Source organism: Alkalicoccus halolimnae (assembly GCF_008014775.2).
Taxonomy (GTDB): domain Bacteria; phylum Bacillota; class Bacilli; order Bacillales; family Salisediminibacteriaceae; genus Alkalicoccus; species Alkalicoccus halolimnae.
Genome location: NZ_CP144914.1, coordinates 3,463,218 through 3,485,816, shown reverse-complemented (window position 1 = coordinate 3,485,816; position 22,599 = coordinate 3,463,218). Strand labels below are relative to the sequence as shown.

General features: G+C 48.4%; 16 protein-coding genes. 12 read left to right on the top strand and 4 right to left on the bottom strand.

What is annotated here, in order from left to right:
- Positions 1 to 11 precede the first annotated feature (11 nt).
- Positions 12 to 1,925, bottom strand: coding sequence for an FAD-dependent oxidoreductase (locus tag FTX54_RS15850; RefSeq protein WP_147802827.1), 1,914 nt, complete (start codon positions 1,923 to 1,925; stop codon positions 12 to 14).
- 196 nt (positions 1,926 to 2,121) lie between these two features.
- Here FTX54_RS15850 and pta point away from each other — a divergent pair, with 196 nt between their 5' ends.
- The 4 genes from pta to aceA all read left to right on the top strand — a co-directional run bounded on the left by pta (position 2,122) and on the right by aceA (position 8,239).
- Positions 2,122 to 3,099 (top strand): phosphate acetyltransferase, encoded by a 978-nt coding sequence (gene pta, locus FTX54_RS15845; protein WP_147802688.1) that lies wholly within the window; start codon positions 2,122 to 2,124, stop codon positions 3,097 to 3,099.
- A gap of 1,226 nt (positions 3,100 to 4,325) precedes the next feature.
- Positions 4,326 to 6,497 (top strand): malate synthase G, encoded by a 2,172-nt coding sequence (locus FTX54_RS15840; protein WP_147802689.1) that lies wholly within the window; start codon positions 4,326 to 4,328, stop codon positions 6,495 to 6,497.
- A 104-nt stretch (positions 6,498 to 6,601) separates the two neighbouring features.
- On the top strand, positions 6,602 to 6,895 hold the full coding sequence (locus FTX54_RS15835; protein ID WP_147802690.1) for a hypothetical protein: 294 nt from the start codon (positions 6,602 to 6,604) through the stop codon (positions 6,893 to 6,895).
- A gap of 75 nt (positions 6,896 to 6,970) precedes the next feature.
- Positions 6,971 to 8,239, top strand: a complete 1,269-nt coding sequence (gene aceA, locus FTX54_RS15830; protein ID WP_147802691.1) for an isocitrate lyase — start codon at positions 6,971 to 6,973, stop codon at positions 8,237 to 8,239.
- A 456-nt stretch (positions 8,240 to 8,695) separates the two neighbouring features.
- Here the strand turns inward: aceA and FTX54_RS15825 are convergent, their stop codons facing one another.
- Positions 8,696 to 9,526 (bottom strand): lipoate--protein ligase family protein, encoded by an 831-nt coding sequence (locus FTX54_RS15825; RefSeq protein ID WP_147802692.1) that lies wholly within the window; start codon positions 9,524 to 9,526, stop codon positions 8,696 to 8,698.
- A gap of 150 nt (positions 9,527 to 9,676) precedes the next feature.
- Here FTX54_RS15825 and FTX54_RS15820 point away from each other — a divergent pair, with 150 nt between their 5' ends.
- Both FTX54_RS15820 and FTX54_RS15815 read left to right on the top strand, forming a co-directional pair.
- Complete coding sequence (locus tag FTX54_RS15820; protein WP_147802693.1) at positions 9,677 to 10,981, top strand: HD domain-containing protein; 1,305 nt, start codon at positions 9,677 to 9,679, stop codon at positions 10,979 to 10,981.
- Between the two features lie 2 nt (positions 10,982 to 10,983).
- Positions 10,984 to 11,481, top strand: a complete 498-nt coding sequence (locus tag FTX54_RS15815) for a YwgA family protein (protein WP_147802694.1) — start codon at positions 10,984 to 10,986, stop codon at positions 11,479 to 11,481.
- A gap of 385 nt (positions 11,482 to 11,866) precedes the next feature.
- On the opposite strand, the gene FTX54_RS15810 is transcribed toward FTX54_RS15815, so the two are convergent.
- Positions 11,867 to 12,052 (bottom strand): 2-hydroxymuconate tautomerase, encoded by a 186-nt coding sequence (locus tag FTX54_RS15810; RefSeq protein WP_147802695.1) that lies wholly within the window; start codon positions 12,050 to 12,052, stop codon positions 11,867 to 11,869.
- A 253-nt stretch (positions 12,053 to 12,305) separates the two neighbouring features.
- Here FTX54_RS15810 and FTX54_RS15805 point away from each other — a divergent pair, with 253 nt between their 5' ends.
- Both FTX54_RS15805 and FTX54_RS15800 read left to right on the top strand, forming a co-directional pair.
- Positions 12,306 to 12,842: a YwhD family protein gene (locus tag FTX54_RS15805; RefSeq protein WP_147802696.1), complete on the top strand. Its 537-nt coding sequence runs from the start codon at positions 12,306 to 12,308 to the stop codon at positions 12,840 to 12,842.
- Between the two features lie 1,048 nt (positions 12,843 to 13,890).
- Positions 13,891 to 15,552, top strand: a complete 1,662-nt coding sequence (locus FTX54_RS15800; protein ID WP_147802697.1) for an acyl-CoA dehydrogenase family protein — start codon at positions 13,891 to 13,893, stop codon at positions 15,550 to 15,552.
- A gap of 422 nt (positions 15,553 to 15,974) precedes the next feature.
- On the opposite strand, the gene FTX54_RS15795 is transcribed toward FTX54_RS15800, so the two are convergent.
- Positions 15,975 to 17,621, bottom strand: a complete 1,647-nt coding sequence (locus tag FTX54_RS15795; RefSeq protein WP_147802698.1) for an AMP-binding protein — start codon at positions 17,619 to 17,621, stop codon at positions 15,975 to 15,977.
- Between the two features lie 321 nt (positions 17,622 to 17,942).
- Here FTX54_RS15795 and FTX54_RS15790 point away from each other — a divergent pair, with 321 nt between their 5' ends.
- The 4 genes from FTX54_RS15790 (at position 17,943) to mbcS (ending at position 22,075) form a co-directional block, all read left to right on the top strand.
- Positions 17,943 to 18,224 carry a hypothetical protein gene (locus FTX54_RS15790; RefSeq protein WP_147802699.1) on the top strand — a complete coding sequence of 94 codons (282 nt, stop codon included), beginning with the start codon at positions 17,943 to 17,945 and terminating at the stop codon, positions 18,222 to 18,224.
- A gap of 3 nt (positions 18,225 to 18,227) precedes the next feature.
- Positions 18,228 to 19,874: a solute symporter family protein gene (locus FTX54_RS15785; RefSeq protein WP_147802700.1), complete on the top strand. Its 1,647-nt coding sequence runs from the start codon at positions 18,228 to 18,230 to the stop codon at positions 19,872 to 19,874.
- 12 nt (positions 19,875 to 19,886) lie between these two features.
- Complete coding sequence (locus FTX54_RS15780) at positions 19,887 to 20,429, top strand: hypothetical protein (RefSeq protein WP_147802701.1); 543 nt, start codon at positions 19,887 to 19,889, stop codon at positions 20,427 to 20,429.
- Between the two features lie 65 nt (positions 20,430 to 20,494).
- A complete protein-coding gene (gene mbcS, locus FTX54_RS15775) occupies positions 20,495 to 22,075 on the top strand; it encodes an acyl-CoA synthetase MbcS (protein ID WP_147802702.1) in 1,581 nt (526 codons plus the stop codon).
- Positions 22,076 to 22,599: the final 524 nt, after the last annotated feature.

Genomic DNA, 22,599 nt, shown 5'->3' with positions numbered 1-22,599 from the left:
TCTGCCTCCTCTTATAATGCTCTTGCCGTCACCGCACCGTCATAGATGGCCCGCTTTGCGTCCAGTCCGAGGGCGTCTTTGGCTCCTCCGATAATGTGTACTTTCTTTCCTCGTGCCTCCAGTTCTTCCCCGAGGGAAACGTTGACGAGCTGGCCGGCAGCGATCACGACCGTATCGCAGGAGACGCTTTGTTTTTGTCCGTCAAATGTATAGACGACCTGATTCTTTTCAATCCGGTCGTAGTAGTCGATGCCTCCGATCATCTGAATCCCTTTCTGCTTCATCTCCATCAGCGTCGCCCAGCGCGTCGTTTTACCGATGCCGCGAGCAAACGATTTGCTTCGCTGCAGCATTGTAATAGAAGGGGCGCTTTCTTTACTGACAAACAAAGCCAGATCACAGGCGATACCTCCGCCTCCGATAATCACAATCTCTTTTCCTGCCTCAGCTTTGCCGTCGAATACGTCTTTATAAGAAACCGCGTGTTCGAGTCCGGCAATTTTCGGCTGGCGTGGAAGGATGCCTGTCGATAGGACAACTTCGTCAGCTTTGGAAAGCAGCTCATCGTCTGCGTCGATTGTTTTATTTAAATGAATGTTAACGCCGAGTTTGTTCAGCTGAACACTGTAATAGCGCAGCGTTTCATAAAATTCTTCTTTACCCGGAATGCGCTTCGAATAATTCAGCTGGCCGCCGATTTCCGGCCGTTCATCGATGAGCGTGACCTCGTGTCCGCGTTCGGCTGCGACACGTGCTGTTTCCATTCCAGCCGGGCCGGCCCCGACGATGACGATTTTTTTCGGTTCTGCTGTGGGAAGGAGCGGCATGTCAAGCTCTCTTCCTGCTTCCGGATTAACGAGGCAGGTAGCCGGTTTCCCTTCAAATACATGATCCAGACAGGCCTGATTGCAGGCGATGCACGTATTGATCTCCTCGTGCCGCGCCTCTTTTGCTTTCGATAAAATGGCAGGGTCAGCCAGAAAAGGGCGGGCCATGGAAACGAGCTGAACCTTGCCGCGCTGAAGAATCGCTTCGGCATCACGCGGGTCGTTGATGCGGTTGCTGGCGATTACCGGAATGGAAACGTGCTCGGAAATGCCTTCAGCTACCGGAACAAACTGCATACGCGGAACCTTCATCGAAATGGTCGGCGTGCGGGATTCATGCCAGCCGATCCCGATATTAATGGCATCGGCTCCGTATTCCTCAAGCTTTTTTGCCCATACAGCTGTTTCCTCTTCCGTTGTACTTCCGTCGATTAAATCCAGTCCTGACATCCGGAAAACAACCGGGAAATCAGGACCGACCGCAGCGCGGACCGCCTCAAGCACGGCAAGCGGGAAACGGAGACGTTTTTCAAAAGAGCCGCCCCACTTATCCTCACGTATATTAGTCACTGGAGAGACAAATTCGTTTATCAGGTAGCCTTCCGATCCCATGATTTCCACGGCATCAAACCCGGCTGCCTTCGCCCGGGAAGCTCCATCGGCGAAATCGCGGATCGTCTGCTCGACTTCTTCTGCGGATAACGCGCGCGGCGCATCGGGATTGATAGGAGAACGAAGAGCGGACGGAGCGACAGGATCGAGACCTGTCATCGCCTTATAAGCATACCTTCCGGCGTGAAAAAGCTGCAGGGCAATCGCCCCGCCTTCGTCATGAACGGCCTTTGTGAGCGGCTTCCAACGGGTTACGTCCTCTTCTTTGTAAATCGTCATAAAGTCTTCTCCGCCGCCGTTGCCTTCGGGGTTTACTGCCGCGCCGCCGGTGACGATAAGGCCGACATCATGCTGAGCCCGCCTGCGGTAAAATTCGGTGAGCCGCTCTTCGCCGCGGTCCATTCCTTCGAGACCGACGTGCATGGATCCCATCATGACACGACTGCGGAGCTTAAGCGTCCCGATCGATAAAGGTTCAAATAACATCTGCTTACACCTCCATAAATAGTAACGGTAAATGACTGAATACTCATTCATTATGATAAGTATAACGCATTCTGTTAATATGTGTAAGCACGATTCTGAAAATTAGAACTTTCCTCCGAAAGCCTTTTCAACGTTTTATTTTTAAGGCAATAACGGGTATGGTAGTAATAATGCAAAAATTGAAGGAGGAATTCCTGTGAGCGATATGTTTACGGAGATAAAACAAGAGGTGAAAGAGGTCAATCCCGCAATTGTGTTTCCGGAAGGAACAGATGAAAGAATTCTGGAAGCGGCAGCCCGTCTGCACAAAGAAGGCATTATACAGCCGATCCTGATCGGCACCCGTCAGGATGTGGAGATTAAAGCGAAAGAAATCGGACAGGACGTTTCCGGGATTACTATTTTAGATCCGGAAACGTACGAAGCCTTTGATGAGCTTGTCGATGCTTTTGTCGAGCGCCGCAAAGGTAAAAATACTAAAGACGAAGCGCAGCAGATATTAAAATCAGCAAATTACTTCGGCACGATGCTCGTATATACAGGCAGAGCCGCGGGACTTGTAAGTGGGGCAATTCACTCGACCGGAGATACGGTGCGGCCGGCACTGCAGATTATTAAAACAAAAGAAGGCGTCAAGAAAACGTCCGGCGTTTTCGTAATGGTAAAAAATGACGAACGGTATATTTTCGGTGACTGTGCCATCAACATTGCTCCGGACAGCAGTGACCTTGCTGAAACAGCAGTGGAAGCAGGCAAAACAGCCAAAGTGTTCGGGATCGATCCGAAGGTGGCGATGCTCAGCTTCTCGACAAAAGGGTCCGCAAAGAGCGAAGAAACCGACCGCGTCGCGGAAGCGGTTATGCTTGCCAAAGAAAAGAACCCGGAGCTTAATGTCGATGGGGAATTTCAGTTTGACGCCGCCTTTGTTCCGGATGTAGCAGCAAAGAAAGCACCGGATTCCCCACTTAGGGGAGAAGCAAACACGTTCATCTTCCCGAGTCTGGAAGCCGGCAATATCGGCTACAAAATTGCCCAGCGTCTCGGCGGATACGAAGCGATCGGTCCCATACTTCAAGGACTGAATCAGCCGGTGAACGACCTTTCCCGCGGCTGCAGCCAGGAAGATGTCTACAAGCTCGCACTCATCACCGCCATGCAGAGCCTGCAGAAATAATCATATAACAACGAGCAGAAGCTGTTCCCAGGGAAATAGGGAACAGCTTCTTTATTTAGTTTTACGGTCTTATTTTCTGAATCTGTATAAGGTTTATTCCGCTGCTTCCAGCAAAGTATCCCTTCGCTGGAAAGAATCTTCAAACTTCATTTTACCTCGCAGGAGTCCACACAGTTCGCTTCAGAAAAACCGCTCGTAAGCAAAGCAGAGATTTTTTTCATTAGCTACCTTGAAAATAAAGCATTTAAGCGATAAGCCTCTGCTTTCGCTGCCATGGGGAAGCTTTCCGGGCGGGCCGGAGTCGCCCCATGTCCACTCCGGCTTATGGTAAAAAGACCGGGCAGCATCTGCCTTCTCCTAAAAACCCCTTCTTGACCATCATTGATTCTACCTGTATAGAGGGAAAGGCCATTTTCATGCCTCCATGGTGCAAAGTTTTTGCATGAATGTCTCTGTTAAAGTCCAGGGTTCTTACGCAAGTTTGGTGAAAACAAGATATATCTGACAAAAAACTAAATTCACCCTTAAACCTGCTATTAAAGTGAAGTTACCTTCTGTCATCGTAAACCGGAAAAACAAGTTCCCTTTTTTCGCGTAAGAGCCAAGTCCAGTGTTGATAAATGGAGAAAACTTCGCTGCAACTGACCTGCCGTGCAGAAGATCACTTACTGTATGCATTTTTCTATATGATTAATTGGCCGAATTCATTTCATAAAGCAAATTCGCCGCTGATTTCAAGACCTGTTTAGATTTCCAATAAAAAAGACGAATGATTGAAACAGAAGGCGGCGACTCCGGTGGGACCAGCGAAGTCTGAAAATCCATTCTGACGAAGCATAGCGGAGGAAGAATTAGTTGAAGACGAGCCCCACGGAAAGCGTCCGCCTGTCGTGAAAATCATTCCCCCGTTAGAAAATGAACGGAAAACCGTGACTTTTAAAGATGATTCATCTATTTTGATTCTGGAACAGCGGCAAGCTTTCTCCGGAAAAGCTCATCAAACTTCACCCGGCTTTTTACGGTACTTACTTCCAAAACAGCCTAAAAATTTTCTTTTTAAAAAATCCCGTTATAAAGCCCTTTGTCATATGTATGGGAAATTTCCCGGAAAAAATTTTAAAAATAGTGTTGCAATTCAAATTCTTTGTTATATAATAAGTTTCATAAACATTAACTGTTGTAATACAGTTTAAAAACATAAGTTAAAGGATGCGAGGAGGCACTGCATGAGTACTTACAGAAAGCAGGGAAAGCTCGAAGTAAATGAACTGCTCTATCAGTTCATAGAACAGGAAGTGCTGCCCGGTACAAAAGTAGATTCAACCACCTTCTGGAAGGGCGCAGAAGACATTATTTCCGAGCTTCAGCCGGGTACGGAGGCGGCGCTCGAAATCAGGGAAGAGATACAAAAAAAGCTGGACAGCTGGCACCGGGAAAACCCCGGCACTCCGGATCCGGAAAAGTATCACAGCTACTTAAAGGACATCGGCTACCTCGAGCCTGAAGGTGAGGACGTTACGGTTACTACCTCCAACCTGGACAAGGAAGTAACCGAACAAGCCGGACCGCAGCTCGTCGTTCCGGTAAATAACGCCCGCTACGCCATCAACGCGGCAAACGCCCGCTGGGGAAGCCTGTATGATGCTTTATATGGTACAGATGTTATACCGGAAAAGGATGGAGCGGAAAAGACAGGCGCTTATAACCCGAAGCGTGGAGAAAAAGTGATCGCCTATGCGAGGGAGTTTTTAGACGAACACTTCCCACTGGAGGAAGGCAGTCATAAAGACGTTTCTTCTTATCAGATTAAAAACGGCAGTCTCACGATTGAAGCAGCCGGGATGAAAACCTTAAAAAATCCGGCAGCATTTTTAGGACACAGAGGAAAAGAAGAAGATCCGGAGGCGGTCATATTAATCAACAACAGCCTTCACGTGGAAATACAGATCGACCGCACCCACCCGATAGGGAAAACCGACAAAGCCGGAATCAAGGATGTGATGCTCGAAGCAGCGACGACAACGATCGTCGACGCGGAAGACAGCGTAGCAGCCGTTGATGCAGAAGATAAAGTCGGCGTTTACCGCAACTGGCTCGGGTTAATGAAGGGGGACTTATCGACGACCTTCAAAAAAGGTGCGGAGGAAGTGAAGCGGACCCTCTCGGAAGACAGGACGTACACAGGCAAAAACGGGGAGGGCCGGATTTCGGGAAGGTCGCTCCTCCTGATGCGGAATGTCGGACATTTAATGACAACCGACATGATAAAAACCGCTGACGGAAAAGAAATTCCCGAAGGTATCGCAGACGCGCTCATCACGTCACTGATCGCCAAGCATGACTTATTAAAGAACGGGCGTTTTCAGAACTCGAAAACGGGATCGATTTACATTGTCAAACCAAAAATGCACGGTTCGCAGGAAGTGAAGCTGACCAATGCTTTAATGACAAGAGTGGAAGAAGTCATCGGCGTTCCGAAAAATACGATCAAGATCGGGGTGATGGACGAGGAAAGAAGAACATCGCTCAACTTAAAGCAGTGTATACGCGAAGTAAAAGAGCGGGTGTTCTTTATTAATACCGGATTCCTCGACCGTACCGGCGATGAGATTCATACTTCTTTCCTCGGAGGGGCGATGATCCGCAAAGGGGACATGAAACAGTCGGTCTGGCTCTCTGCGTACGAAGAGTCCAATGTCTACCAGGGGCTGCATACCGCACTTTACAAACGGGGACAGATCGGCAAGGGCATGTGGCCGATGCCGGATGAAATGAAACAGATGATGGAACAGAAAAGCGGCCATCTTCTTGCAGGAGGGAATACAGCCTGGGTGCCGTCGCCGACCGCCGCTGCGCTCCATGCAATGCATTACCATCAAATTGATACGAAGCAGGTTCAGACTGGTAAATTGCAGACGCTTCATCCCCGTGCAGAAGATATGCTGCAGATTCCACTGGAAGCTGATCCTTCCTGGGAGGAACAGGACCGGCGCCACGAACTGGAAAATAACGCACAGGGCATTCTCGGCTATGTAGTCCGCTGGGTGGAACAGGGAGTCGGCTGTTCGAAAGTACCTGATTTAAACAACGTCCATCTTATGGAGGACAGAGCCACGCTGCGGATAGCAAGCCAGCATATGGCAAACTGGCTGGAACACGGTATCTGTTCAAAAGAAGAAATTCGAAGCACGATGGAAAAAATGGCAAGACTCGTGGATAAACAGAACGAAGGAGATCCCGATTACCTGCCGATGGCTCCGGATTTCGATCATTCCACCGCCTTTCAGGCAGCGCTGGAACTCGTTCTTGAAGGAAAGCATCAGCCGAGCGGGTACACAGAGCCGATTCTTCACCGCAGAAGAAGAGAATTCAAAGCCAAACAGCTGCAGCATCAGTAGAAAGTAGGTTCGTTGTCAAAGGAAGAAAGCTGGGTAATCCCGGAGCGGGAAAGCCCCCGCTCCGTCCATAATATAAAAAATAAAAAGGAGAGGTGTGAGCGCACATGCTTACGAAACAAATGACATCAGCAGAAGAATTGGTTAAGAAGTGGATCGAGCAGCAGAAGGAAGATGGAAAGACAGAGGCACAGCTTCGTAAGACTATGTTCGTTTACGGCGACCGGGTAATGGAAATTGAAGCAGACGAAGAAGAAAAGCTGCAAATATCCGAAAAGAATGATCAGGATATCGTTATCTTCCGCACCCCGGAACCGCAGCCCGGCCCATTCTGCCGCTGCTGCAGCATGGAATACGATAATGAAAAAGAAGCGCTGCAGTGCTGTGCATATATCGATTAAAAAATTTTAGCTAGCGTGTTATATAACAAAATATATAAAAATAATCTGTTTAGTACAGAAGAGGAGAGATGAACAATGACAAACGCAAAACAAGAATTAGAACAGCAGTGGAGTGAAGATCGGTTTCAAGGGGTAGAACGCCCTTATTCACCGGAAGAAGTACTGAAATTGAGAGGCTCCGTGAAGATAGAGCATACCCTGGCGCGAATGGGTTCCGAGCGCCTCTGGAATCTGATGAAAAAGGAAGACTACGTTAATGCCCTCGGTGCTCTTACTGGAAACCAGGCGATGCAGCAGGTGAAAGCGGGACTCCAGGCGATTTACCTCAGCGGCTGGCAGGTGGCAGCAGATGCCAACCTTTCCGGAGAAATGTACCCGGACCAGAGCCTCTACCCGGCTAACAGCGTTCCGCACGTCGTAAAGCGCATTAACCAGACGTTCCAGCGTGCAGATCAGATTCAGACGGCGGAAGGAAAAGGGGATACCCACTGGTTTGCGCCGATCGTAGCGGATATGGAAGCCGGGTTCGGGGGGCCGCTCAACGTATTTGAACTGACCAAACAGATGATTGAAGCCGGTGCTGCCGGAGTTCACCTCGAAGATCAGCTTTCTTCCGAGAAAAAGTGCGGGCACTTAGGCGGAAAAGTTCTCCAGCCGACCCAGGTGGCAGTCCGCAACCTCATCTCGGCCCGGCTCGCAGCGGACGTAAGCGATGTACCGACAATTATCGTTGCCCGCACAGATGCAAACGCAGCGAACCTGATCACAAGTGATATCGATGAATACGACCATCCATTTTTGACCGGAGAACGAACTGCGGAAGGTTTTTACCGCACAAATCCTGGCATCGATCAGGCGATCTCCCGGGGACTTGCTTATGCACCGTTTGCGGACCTTATCTGGTGTGAAACAAGCGAACCGGATCTCGAGGAAGCAAAGAAGTTTGCGGAAGCAATTCACGAAAAATTCCCGGGCAAAATGCTCGCCTATAACTGTTCTCCTTCCTTCAACTGGAAAGGGAAGCTGGATGATGAAACGATTGCCAAGTTCCAGGACGAACTCGGTAAAATGGGCTACAAGTTCCAGTTTGTTACCCTTGCTGGATTCCATGCCCTTAACCACAGCATGTTTGAGCTGGCTCATGACTACAAAGATAACGGTATGGCGGCCTACTCCAAGCTCCAGCAGGCTGAGTTTGCTTCAGAATCAAAAGGCTACACTGCTACACGTCACCAGCGTGAAGTTGGAACAGGCTACTTTGACGAAGTTTCCCAGGTTATTTCCGGAGGGACTTCCTCCACTCTGGCCCTTTCCGGCTCCACAGAAACATCCCAGTTTAAATAAAAGTTTTGTTAATGTTTGTTTATTAAGAGAAAACTTCTCTTCAACTGACCGGCTGGGTGAGGAGATCTCAGGATAGATCTGCCTCCTGCAGGATCGCTGCACCATGAGGCATGAAAATGACCTTCCATAGGAATGGAGCTTTCCTTTTATACACGAGGATTAAATGATGGTCAAACAGGATCTTCTTTATTAGAAGGCAGCCCCTGCTCTGTCTTTTTACCGTAAGCTGGAGTGGACAGGGGGCGACTCCGAGGCGATCAAGGACGAGCCGAAGATCCATTCCGCCCGACCAAAGGGAGGACGGAATTAGCTGAGGCCGGCCCGCCCGGAAAGCGTCCCCATGGAAACGAAAGCGCCCCTTTTTCAATTATCAAATTTATTTTCAAGGCAGCCTAAATAAAAAAGAGCGGCAGCGTTGTGATTCACCTCGCTGCCGCTCCTTTTTTGTATGTGTACCTATTGAAGACGTTCGTTTCTTTTCTGCATCCGTTCCAGGTGATACGCAAAGCGCTCCTCTTCCTGCTCCGTCAAATGATAAGAAGCCAGCTGCTCGCTCTGCTTTCGGAGAGCAGACAGAATCCGCTTTGTGAGCTCGTCATTTGTCAGCGGCGTGCCTGTAATTTCGGATAAAGAGGCCATCCTCTCCGGCTCGATGCGGGGGTAGTCGTACTTTAAAGGGCCGCCCCGTGCCGCTTTTTCGTAAAAACGGCGGATCAGCTCGGCCCGTGCCGCTCCGCTCCCGTGAACCGCAAGATAAATCTGCACGGCAATGCCGCCGCGGATCCTGCGCTGGGAAATGCCTGCAAACTTCCGGCCGTCCACGCTTAAATCATAGCGCCCCGGGCAGTAGGAGGGGGCGATCTCTCCATCGGTAATGCGCTCTCCAAGCTCAGGAAGCAGCTCCTTCGTAAAGGAAACCATCGCTTCGTAGCCGCGGTCGATCGTCAGCGAGCGCTGTTCCTGAAAGATGAGAGAGAGATTGTATATGCCGGGATCGAGTACGACAGCAAGGCCTCCGGAATTCCGGACAATCACCTGATAGCCTTCCTCTTCCAAATAAGCGATCCCCTCTTTGATAGAAGGAAGTCGGCTGTCCTGAATGCCGAGAACGACCGTTTTATCATGCACCCAGCTTCTCGCAAAGCCGGTGTCCGGGGCCGCGGCCATTTTTTCGCAGAGCGTATCGTCCATAGCGAATGAAGCCATGGGATTCATCGTGAGTCCGGTGCGTGACTGGTCAATAAAATACCAGCTGGGCTGCTGCAGGGCATTTGGTAAGTCAAACATAGTTTTTTCTCCTTCATAAGCTGATTTCCGCTCCAAATTATATCATATAATCCTTAAGAAAAACTCATTGCCTCCCTTCCGGCAGAAAGGTAGAATAAAACATGTCGAATAAGAACGGGAGCACAGCAAACGGAGATCGGGGGAAGAGCTATGAAGAGGCCAGATGGACAGCTGGATGAAGAAAAAGTATTTAAAGACCCGGTACACCGGTATATCCACGTAAATGACGAGCTGATCTGGGAGCTGATCGGAACGAGGGAATTTCAGCGGCTCAGAAGAATCCGCCAGCTCGGGACAACCTATTTAACGTTTCACGGAGCGGAGCATACCCGGTTCAATCACTCTCTTGGCGTCTATGAAATTATGCGGCGCATGCTGGAGAACCTGGAGAAAAAGATGACCTGGGATACGGATGAACGTCTGGTCTGTCTTGCTGCAGCGCTGCTTCACGATGTAGGTCACGGTCCATTCTCCCACTCGTTTGAAAAAGTATTTCAAACAGACCATGAGGAATGGACACGCTGGATTATACTTGGAGAAACAGAAATTAATGCTGTTCTGAAAAGAATGGGAGAGGACTTTCCGGAGCGCGTCGCCGACGTCATTGCTAAAACCTACGAAAACAAGCTGATCGTCAGCCTGATCTCCAGCCAGATTGACGCCGACCGCATGGATTATCTGCTGCGCGATGCTTTTTATACAGGAGTCAGCTACGGTCAGTTTGATATGGAGCGGCTGCTTCGCGTCATGCGTCCGCAGGAAGATCAGGCCGTGTTTAAACACAGCGGAATGCACGCGGTGGAGGACTACATTATGAGCCGGTACCAGATGTACTGGCAGGTTTATTTCCACCCGGTGACCCGCAGCGCGGAAGTAATTTTGAGCAAAATCCTGCACCGGGCCAAGGAGCTGCTGGCAGCGGGGTATGAGTTCAGGCAGACGCCGCATCATTTTCATTCGCTGTTTGCCTCCACGATGACGCTGCAGGAGTACATCCGGCTCGATGAATCGATTATTTTCTATTATTTTCAGGAATGGGAACAGGAAGAGGATCCGATACTGAGCGACCTCTGTCAGCGGTTTATGGACCGCCACCTGTTTAAATATGTGGAATGCGATCCGAGTAAACAGATGCTCATCTGGCCGGAGCTGCAGCAGCTTTTCACGGCGATCGGCCTGGATCCGGCTTATTACCTCGTCATTGATTCCTCTTCGGATCTTCCTTATGATTTTTACCGGCCGGGGGAAAAGGATGAACGCATGCCGATCCACCTGCAGATGCCGGACGGGTCACTCCGGGAACTTTCCAGAGAATCTGATATCGTGGAAGCTATTTCAGGAAAAAAACGCACGGACCATAAATTATATTTCCCCGAAGATCTGTTACTGGATCAGGAGGAATATGGAAAAGAAAAGCGCCGGATTTTGTCGCTGCTACATCAACAGGAGGGATAATTGTGCTGCATGAACATGCCAAGCTTCTTTCTTTATTAAAAGGAACCGGGGAAGTCGTCGGAAGGAAAAAGCTTCAGAAAATGGTGTATATCGCCAAGCGGCTGAACCAGCCGTTCCACGAAAAATACCAGTTTCATATGTACGGCCCCTACTCCGAAGAACTGACGCTGAAGATAGAAGAAATGTGCCAGGCGGAATTTGTATCGGAGCTCCGCGAAAAAAAAGCGGGCTATTACCAGTACCGCTACGAGCTCTCAGAAAAAGGGGAGCAGTTTCTGGAGGCAGTGCAGCCGGGAGAGGAAATCGACCGGGCGATGCTGCTGGAACTGAACGGATGTTCCTCTAAATTTCTTGAACTTGTTTCCACTGTCCTCTATTTTGATCACCTGCCTGAAGAAGAAGTGAAAAAGAAAGTATATAAAGTGAAAGCCAAACAGAACTATTCGGAGGAAGACATCGATCAGGCCTATGCCTATATTGCCACACTCCGTCCTCATTAAAAAAATGAAAAAAGCCTCCGCGGAAAGTTAAAGTTTCTGCAGGAGGCTTTTTTCCTCGTTTTGCAACGGATTCTCCGTATCAGAGAGTTTTTTTCAGCTGGAACGCCTTTAAAAGACATTTTTGAAAGGCTGTTGAAGAAATTCTGACCTTGCTGACGGCGGAGGAGAGGTATTGAGAGAGGAATTCTTCCATTTCCTCTCATAATTCCGCCACAACTCCAATTTTTTCTGCCGCTTCTCTGAGTATTTCCGCCGTTTATTCCGTATTTCTACCACTCACATATAATTCTGCCACTTCTCTCTGCTTTCCTGCCATTTCTTCCCGGATCCAGCAAAGTTCTCTCAAAAGAAGCAGCATTATTGTATGCTGACTGAGGCTTTTTTATTACTGGTCGCTGGCGCGGACTCCTGCTTTTCCGAAGTTCTGCGGCTTCATCTCTTCGATGACGACAGAGACGCGGTCCGCCGGGGCATCCACAGTCGTTGTCACGGCTTTCGTTACTTCTTCTACAAGCGCTCTCTTCTGGTCATCAGTACGGCCTTCAAGAATTTGAACGGTTACAATCGGCATAGCTGATCATCCTCCTTTATTGGTTATTCCTAATCAGGGACTGTTCCCTGCCCTTCAGTATACTAGAGAACCGGATTATAGGGGAGGATTGAAAACCGCACCATCCGCTTGGCAACCGAAGGCACTTATATGATAAACTGAAAGCAGCGTCTGTAAATATCACCGGCAGCCCAAAAAGAGCTGCACTATTTATATAAACAGCCAGATCTGATAGACAGATTCACACAGAAATAATCTAAGGAGGCGGTTAATAATGAAAGAAGAAGATCGCTTGAAAAATGAAAAAATAAAAAAGATGAGCGGTAACTTTAATATTTTAAGCAATGACTCTACGGACGGACACGGTGGTTATGGCGTTGGAACAATCAACTTAAATAACGTAACTCCGGTTTTTGTTGATCCGGAAGAAAACCGTGCCTTTGTAGATATGGGAGCTCTTCATGCCCGCAGTGAAGTGGAAAAGCGTGTTAAGTTTCTCAAAGAAAAAGAAGCAGTACCGAACGGCAAAAAGTACTGGCTCGTCTGGGTCACCGTAGAAAACAGACAGGGCGTTCCATCCTACACAGGTGTGGGAGCCTGTGAAATGATCGTCGATAAATCGATCCGCCGCGGGTATAAAAGCATGCCGGAACACGTAAACAATATGGACAAATCGATGAAAGGGCGTATCGCGGTAGAGCATATGGACGATAAATCGAAGCAGGTGCTTCGTGACTATCTTAAAGATTTCAATAAAGATTTCTGGGACAATTCCACAGATGAATTAAAGCAGAATTTAAACGATGAGTAAATATAAATCCGGTGCCTTTGGTGCCGGATTTTTAAAATCATTTCATATGTGAACAAAGTGTGAAGAAGCCTGAAATCCCTTGCAGGGTAGCTCCAAAATTTAGTACACTGTGAAGACACGCAGCATACTAAGACAGGAAAACAGACGAAGGAGGATCCCACACACATCCCTTTCGTCTGTTTTTCTATGTTGTGTTGCAATATGTTTTCAGAAGAGCTGTCCATCTAAGGGCAGCTCTTTTTTTATGGCTCTGTTAAAGCTCCGTGTTATTTTCGGAGTGCCTGCGGCTCCTTCGCCTGTCTTGGAGCGCCTCCTCTTCCGTTTCTTTCGTTGATCTATCCGTCAGGTGCGATCGAAAAAGGGGAACATCCTGCGAATGAGCGAGTATTTGAGAGATAAACCTATCTTACCGAGGGAGTCTGTTGTTCTTAAGCATATAAAGGGGATCGTTCCTGCTCTTTATCATTTAAAGTCTGTTTCTTCCCTTTAAAAGTCCAAATCCTTCTATAACAAGTGGAAATGAATGATTTTCAAGAAGGAGTTTCCTTTATTTAGAAGGAAGGCTCTCTCTGTATTTTTACTGGGGGCTGGAGTGGACAAGGGGCGACTCCGAGGCGATGAAGGCCGAGTCGAAGATCCATTCCTGACGACCGCGGGGAGAAAGGGATTAGCTGAGGCCGGCCCACCCGGAAAGCGTCCCGGTGGAAACGAAAGCGGTTGTTTCCAGAAACGGAAACTAATTATTAAGTTCAACAAATATAGCCTTTTTATATGTTTTCTATTTATTATCTTCCTTTTAGGAAAACCCCCGCGTACACCTGGCCTGTTGAAATTTCAACCAGGAAATAATTGAAATAATAGAAACATCAATGCTACATTAAAGAAAGCAGTGCTTTACTTAATTTTCCAAAAAGAATAGAGGACAGCTTGAAGATTTGAAAAATAAACTTGCAGATTACAAAATTCCCAGACAGTTCCGGATCATCGACGAGCTTCCAAGAAATCCAACCGGCAAGGTTTTAAAGCATCATTTAAGGGGGACTGACGCATGAATTTTTACGAACAGGATCCGCTTCTGAAAGAAATTCTCCGTGAACAGATGGATGAGACTTTTTTCGCGTGGGCCGAAGAAAAACTTCACGCATTCGGCGGAAGCTGTGCTCACGAGATCGACGAACGGGCCAGGCATACGGACGGAGACGGACGTCCGCAGCTGATTAAATATGACCGCTACGGTAACGATCAGTCGTACGTCTGGGTCAATGAAGGGTACCGGGAAACAGTGAGACAGACCTACGAGGCAGGCATTGTCGGCTACGTGCATAAAGACATTCCCGAACTCGGCAGGCGCGGCAGCTACCTTTATTCCTTTGCTCAGGGCTACCTGCTTTCCCAGTCAGAACCGGGTTTTTACTGTCCGGTGACTTTGACGATGGCGGCGGCCTATCTGGTCGAGCAGTATGCAGACAGGGAATTGAGGGAGAAATATCTTCCTCATCTTACCTCCACAGGGGAAACTGAATTATTTGAAGGCGCCACCTTTTTGACGGAACGTCAGGGAGGATCGGACGTCGGCGCCAATGATACAACCGCCTTGGAGGCCGGGGAAGATGGGAAGTACCGCCTTTACGGAGAAAAATATTTTGCAAGCAATGCCGGCATGTGTGGAGTGGCGATGGTTCTCGCCCGTATCAACGACGCTGAACCAGGATCGAAAGGTCTTTCGCTGTTTCTTGTCCCGTGGAGAACGGACGAGGGGGCTTTGAATAACCTGTCTATCCGGCGTCTGAAAGATAAGCTCGGTGTCCGTGCCGTACCTTCTGCCGAAGTGGAATTCGACGGAGCAGAGGCTTTTCTCGTCGGCGACAGGACGCGCGGCTTCTATTACATGATGGAAGCACTGAACTTATCAAGAATCTGCAATTCCGCAGCTTCGATAGGGATTATGAGGAGAGCATTTACTGAGGCAGAAAGCTATGCAAAGGAAAGAAAAGCATTCGGCCGGGAGCTGATCCAGTATCCGATGGTGCAGGATACGCTCGTGCGCATGAAAGTGAAATTGGAAGCGGAAACGCGTACGGTTTTCTCTCTCGTTCACACCTTCGACGGCTGGTACAACGGCCAAAAAACGAAAGAGAAGGACGGCTTCCTGCGCCTGCTGATTGCACTCGTCAAAGCAGAAACGGCGGATCAGTCCATTCATTTTTCCCACGAGGCGATTGAGATGCACGGAGGCAACGGCTATATAGAGGACTTTGCCACCCCGAGACTGCTCCGCGATGCCCAGGTGCTTACGGTATGGGAAGGGACGCGTAATATTCTCGGACTGGAAGTTCTGCGACTGTTTGAAAAGTTTCAGATGGATGAAGAATTTACTGCCTATATCCGGAAAGAAATTTCACCGTTCGAGCTCACCGGAAAACAGTTACTTCTGGAATACACAGCTAAACTGGAAGAAGAGCTGCAGCAGCTTCGGAAAATGGAGAAGCTGGAAAAAACGAGGCATATAAACGGCCTGTCGAAGAAAATGGTCGTTCTCCTCGAAAGCTTGGAAATGCTCCGGGCTGCCGGAAAAGAAACAGACAAAACAAAGCAGGAAAGGAAGCAGACAGCAGCCGCTGTGTTTTTAAAAACGCAGCTTCACCCGCTCTGGGGAAACAGAACGGAGACATGGACACAGGAAGAAAGCGAAAAAGTACTTCATCTTTAGACCAGCAAACACGAAAAATATAAAAAAGGCTGTCCCTAAAAGCAATCGGGGACAGCCTTTTAAACTGTAGACAAAGTCCGGCTAAATGCACAGCCAGGATGTTAAACGGTCTTTTGGCTTGTCATGATCTCACGAAATCGCTGCTTCCGGTTTCTTCAACCGGCTTTTTTGAATATGTGGAAAGGACTGGTCATTTGTCCTTTCTATAGATACAACAGAAAGTTTCTCTTAACGTCTGCTAAAAAACCTCTGGCTTTTACTCTTCTTTCTGAAGACGGGCGCCGCGGAAAGCCTCCGCCAGGGAGCGTAGGAAAGAAGGTGGCAGATGCCAATACAGAAGAATGGCAAACCATTTCGAAAAAAGGAAATTATATACATACTAAAAGGATGCCCCTAAAAATAATGAGGAGCAGCCTTTTTAGTTACTTCTGAGTATTCTCTTTTAATGCAATGCTTTCCTGTTTCAGCTTGTATTTCTGAATCTTTCCGGATGCCGTCATCGGATATTCTTCACAGAACGTGATATAACGTGGAATCTTAAAATGAGAAATATTGCCGCGGCAGTAGTCACGGATTTCATCAACGGTGGCCGTTTCCCCTTCTTTCAGGCGGATCCAGGCGACAATTTCCTCTCCATATTTCTCATCCGGGACACCGACGATCTGAACATCAAGAATTTTCGGATGCTGGTAGAGAAATTCTTCAATTTCCCGAGGGTAGATATTTTCCCCTCCACGAATAATCATATCCTTCAGGCGTCCGGTAATGCTGAAGTAACCGCTTTCATCTTTAACCGATAAATCACCTGTATAGAGCCATCCATCCTCATCAAGCACTCTTTCTGTTTCCTCAGGATTGTTGTAGTAGCCTTTCATTACGTGATAGCCCCGTGTAATCAGCTCTCCCTGTTCGCCTGGCGCAGCTTCCTCATTCGTACCCGGACGAATGACCTTCGCTTCCACGTTCGGCAGCGTTCTTCCTACTGTAGAGACGCGCACTTCCAGCGGATCATCCGTGCGTGTCTGCGTTATAACGGGAGAAGATTCCGTCTGGCCGTAAGCAATAGTAATTTCACTGGCTCCCATTTTATTAACGACATCCTTCATCACTTCAATCGGACAGTTGGAGCCTGCCATGATACCCGTACGCAGGGAAGAGAGATCGTATGCCGCGAAATCAGGGTCGTTCAATTCAGCAATAAACATCGTCGGGACTCCGTGCAGCACCGTACAGCGTTCGTTCGCCACTGCCTGCAGAACCTGCTTCGGTTCAAATTCCTGGAGCGGGACGAGCGTGGCACCGGCGTTTATACCTGTGAGGATGCCAAGGACGCAGCCGAAGCAGTGAAAGAATGGCACCGGGATGCACATACGGTCTTTTTCTGTCAGTTTCATACACTCGGCAATATTCAGCCCGTTATTAACAATGTTGGAATGAGTAAGCATAACGCCTTTCGGAAAACCCGTCGTACCAGACGTATACTGCATGTTAATTACTTCGTCTGCATGCAGGGAAGCCATGCGCTGATCGAGTTCAGCTTCGCTGACGAGAGATTTTTTCTCCATTGCTTCCTCCCAGGAAAAGGTACCTGGATATTTGTTTTCGCCCATCACAATAACATTTCTCAGATGAGGGACCCGTGCTGCCTGAAGCTGGCCGGGTTCTGCGTCTTTGAGCTCAGGAGCAATGCTGTAAAGCGTATCAATATACGATGTATCCCGGAAATCCTCCATTAGAATTAGGGTGGAACTTTCCGACTGCTGGAGAAGATATTCCAGTTCAGCACGCTGGTAGCTTGTGTTTACGGTAACGAGCACAGCGCCCATTTTTCCCGTAGCAAACTGCGAATAAATCCATTCCGGACGGTTCGTTGACCAGACAGCTGCGTGATCTCCTTTTTCAATGCCGAGTCCCATGAAAGCACGGGCGGTTTCCCGGCAGCGTTGATCAAATTCCTGGTATGTAAGCCTCAGCCCACGGTCCGGATACACGAGTGCTTCGTGATCAGGATGAGCCTCTGCTTTTTCCTGCAATAGACTTCCGACTGTGACAGAGCGTATTTCTGCCATAATATACAGCACCTCCGACATATTCGACTCCAAACTGAACGAACGCTCAGTCTGGGTGGTATTTCCTATTATATTCTAAATTGTCTAAAAAAAGAAGTGTATTTCATAAATTGGTTCTATCAGCTCATCATAAACGTAGTGATGATAAAGTCATGGGAGTAAAATAGATGGAAAAATTGTCAAAATATTTTTAAAGTATTGACTCTTTTTATGGAAGCGTTTACAATTTAAAAGCCTGATACTGCAATAAAGGAGGGACTTTCGAAAGTTTAGAGATGGCACTGACTGAACACTCGTTCAGATACTAAAGGGGGATTATTTGTGAAGGCATACCGCTTGGAAGTTAGGTTTACCGTGTTGATGACATTTCTGTTGATCGCCGCTGGAAACGTAGCGCTGCTGTTTTCGATTTTTCCGGTGGAAGGGTATTTTTTCGGCTTTCCAATTATGTATATCGTCCCAATTCTCTTCGGCTGGTTTGGAATTCTGTTCCTGACGCTTGTCGCTAACAGCATCGGCAACAAAATCGATACTGCTATTGCAGAGGACAACAAACTCGAGGAAGAAGAGGAAGAACGCAGAGAAAAGGAAGAGGGGGCTTAAACCATGGAAGATACAATGTGGAGATTGGAAAATCCAATATTAGGTATTGCAGCAATCATTGTAATGTTTCTCGTCTTTTATATTGTTGGATATATATCCAACCGCAAAAGCAGTTCTGTTGCAGATCTCTACGTAGCAGGTTCTTCTATCGGTCCTATTACAAATGGACTGGCGATGGCCTCTACATATATGAGCCTGGCTACGTTTCTGGGAATCACAGCACTGATACTTGAACTCCAGGTTCCGTTTATTATGCTGTGGATTCAGCTGATTCTCTCTATTCCACTAATTACGATTATTTACGGCACGAGCCTTCGACGGATGGGTGCTTTTTCTCCGACCCACTTTATTCGTGAACGTTACGGAGTAAGTGCTTCAATCATTGCGGCTCTTTTTATGATTCTCGTGTCATTGATGTACGCGCTCGGCCAGATGATCGGCATAGCGCTCGCATTTGAAATGGCTCTCGGGATTCCTTACCTTCCGGGACTGCTCGTCGGTGGTCTGATTATCGTCGGCTACGTTACGATCGGCGGTATGGCCGGGGCATCGAACAATGCGGCGATACAGATGGTCATTATCGCCCTGATGTTTATTATCCCGCTTGGGGCCATCATGAAAGCCGTCGGCGGAACAGGCTGGTTTTTCCCGCCGCTTCTATATTCCGATATGGTTCCGGCCATGGTGGATGCGATGCCGAACTTCTTTGATTACCAGTTCTCACCTAAATGGTATTTCAGTCTTCTTGGACTGACGGTCGGCTCTCTCGGACTGCCCCATCTGGCCATGCGTATTTACACGGCTTCCAACCTGCAGTCTGCACGAAAAGCGATGGTATGGTTTGCATTTATTATCGGACTCGTTTTCTCTGCAACCTATGCAATGGGATTTGTCGGCGTTTTCGCTACAGAAACGCAGGGAGTAACAATTGCTTCGGGAGACGCAGACAAGCTTACTTTAATATTAAACCTTGTTTATAATCCGGAATGGGTAACCGCCCTCGTTATCGCAGGGGCAATTGCTGCGGGTCTTTCCACACTGAGCGGAAACCTGCTTGCGATCGGAGCTCTCCTGTCTCAGGATATTATTACAACATTAAAGCCGTCCATTCCCACCCGGATGAGAGTCCGTCTTGGATATGCGGCTGTATTTACAGGCGGGATCGTCAGTATTCTGCTTGCGATTAATCCTCCGGCATTTCTCGTGGTCAGCATTCTCTGGGCATTCGGTCTTGCCGGAGTCACGAACGCACCGCTGATTATCGTAGGTGTCTGGTGGAAAGAAGCGAACAAGTACGGAGCTATGGCAGCATCCCTTATCGGTGGGCTGATTTATATTCTCGTATCGCCGTTCGTTTTCCCGTCCATCGTTTTAACCGGTCATGGAGTAACGGATGGTATGGGTCTGTCCGGGGCGATGCTGGCCATCCCGATCAGTTTCGTACTCATGATCGTCGTATCATACATTACAAACAGAATTCCGAAACTTTCAGCAGGACTGACAACAAAAGAAGACCACAAACTGATCGAGCGCATTCACGGCTGGAGCAACGTGCATCCCGGGCGTTATAACAGTACGATCGGTGCAGCCATAACAGTTGTTGTATTTTCTGTCATTGCTGTCTGGGCGTTAATGCCTTGGAATCTGTAACAGGAGGATGACATGATGACCGTCACGCATATGCTTCTGCTGCGTCCTCCGGCGTATCAGGAATTTATTCAAACGAAAAACATGCTGAAGTGGGCGAGGAACCTGGTATTATTACTGGGCCTCGTCTATGGAGGATTTGGCATTATCGCCAATTACGGCTTTATCATGGAGTTTGAGTCAGCGCTTTTACGTAACCTGCTCGTACCGCTTCTTTTTATAGGATTCGGTATCTTTACGGCCTGGCTGACCAGACTGGGTCTCGGACTGCTTCTATGGGCAGGGGCAAAAGGATTTGGAGGACCGGGTAAGCTGTCGGATGTCAGCAGAATGGGCGCTGTTGCGCTCGTTCCCGGTGTCCTTGCAGTACCGCTGCTGACAAATGCGCTGCACGGTATGCCTGCTTATCTGCTTGCCGGTGCAGGAGTGGTGTGGATGTACCTTTCATGTGTCCACATTCTGGAAGTGACCCAGCAGTTTGCAAAATTTCATGCGGCAGGGACCGCAGCGGCTGTGTTTATTTTCTTTGCAAGCGTTTTCTATATGTTTATGCCTTAAGCAGGAAAACAAAAATGAGCATCGAATAGTAATGTAAGAGAGCATCTCTAAAGGAGGATCATAACATGCAGACAAGTGAACTGATTGCACCAGAACGTTACAACATTACTGAAGAAGTGGTCCGTTTTGGACACGAAGAGCGTACAGCGGTAAAATGGCTTGATCAGCACGGCACGGAGCGTAACATTTCGTATAAAGAGCTCGTCGAAAAAGTGAACCAGTATGCACAGGCGCTGAGAAATCAGGGGATCGAAAAAGGTGACAGAGTCCTGGTTCTGCTGCCGAGAATTCCAGAAGCATATTTTACATATCTGGGCTGTCTGAGGGCGGGAATTGTTGCTATTCCCTGTTCGGAAATGCTCCGGAAAAAGGACCTTCTTTACCGGATTGAGCATTCAGATGCAAAAGGCGTGATTGCATTCCACAAAACGACATCAGAAGTAAATGCAATCGGAGAATCCCATCCGGCTCTTGGCAATAAATTTATTATCGGAGGAGAAGAAACGGACTGGGCTCCTCTGGAAGAACTCGCCGCAAAAGAAAAGAAAGAATACAAAGGAGAAAGTACATCCAGAAATGACATGGCCTTTCTATCTTATACGTCGGGCACGACCGGCAATCCGAAAGGCGTTGTTCATACCCATGGGTGGGGGTACGCCCACGTCCGCACGGCAGCAAGAAAGTGGCTAGGAGTAGAAGAAGGAGACGTCGTCTGGGCTACAGCGGCACCGGGCTGGCAGAAATGGATCTGGAGTCCTTTCCTTTCCACCGTTACGCTCGGAGCAACAGCTTTCGTTTATCACGGACCGTTTGACGCCGACAAATATCTGCAGCTGCTGGAAGATGAAAAGATCAGCGTCCTTTGCTGTACGCCGACAGAATACCGGATCATGTCCAAACTGGATAATCTTGCTTCGTACGACCTTTCTGCTCTGAAGAGTGCCGTTTCCGCAGGCGAGCCGCTGAACAAGCCGGTCATCGAAGCATTTAAGAAAGCATTCAATATCGAAGTGCGTGACGGATACGGACAGACTGAAAACACGCTGCTTGTCTGTAATATTCAGGGTATGGAAGTGAAGCCGGGCTCCATGGGGAAGCCAACACCCGGAAATCCAGTTGATATTATTGACGAAGCAGGCCAGCCGGCTCCGGCAGGCGAAGTCGGAGACATCGCCGTGCATAAAGAATGTGCCGCTCTCTTCAGAGAGTATTACCGGGACCCGGAACGTACACAGGCCGCCTTCCGCGGGGACTGGTACGTGACCGGCGATCAGGCGGTAAAAGACGAAGACGGCTATTTCTGGTTTAAAGGCCGCAGCGATGATATTATAATCAGCTCCGGTTATACGATCGGGCCGTTTGAAGTAGAAGATGCGCTCATTAAGCACCCATCGGTCCGCGAGTGTGCCGTCGTCGCTTCTCCTGATGAAACACGCGGAAGTATCGTAAAAGCGTTCATCGTGCTGAAAGAACAGCCGGCCGGTACCGAAGAGGAGCTGATTAAAGAACTGCAGGACCATACAAAGCAGATCACAGCACCTTATAAGTATCCCCGCCAGATTGAATTTATGGATGAGCTTCCAAAAACAACATCCGGAAAAATCCGGCGTATTGAACTGCGCGTGCAGGAACAGGGAAAAGCATAAACCGAAAAAGAAACCGGCTCAAACCCGGTAACGAAAAGAAGCCCCCGGCGAGGGGCTTCTTTTCGTTTGCAGATAACGCCTGCTCTATTGTTTATTTACGGCTTTGTTATCGTTCGTTGCTGTTATTATGAAAAAATTTTCGATGCAGCTTTGCCGTAGAAGAGATATCCTGCTGGCAAAGACGTTCTGCAGAATCTTCCTGCCTCCTTCTCCATAGGCCAATTTTCGCTTCTTTATTTGAATGATAAACAGAAAAGTATGCTGCAATTTAGACTTAGAATCTCACTAACTACAATTTATACAGGGATCAATTTTATAAAGTAAGTCTCTCGAGGCAGCCGAAGTGGGAATGGGGTGACTCCGGGGCGATAGAGGACAAGCTCCACCCCGCACGACCGCAGGGAGGAAGGAATCAGCTGAGGTCGTCCCACCCGTAAAGCTTCCCCATGGAAACGAAGGCTGCCGTTTACAAAAATGGAAACTGATAAAAAGTTCATCTTATATATTAATTTTAAGCAGGTGGA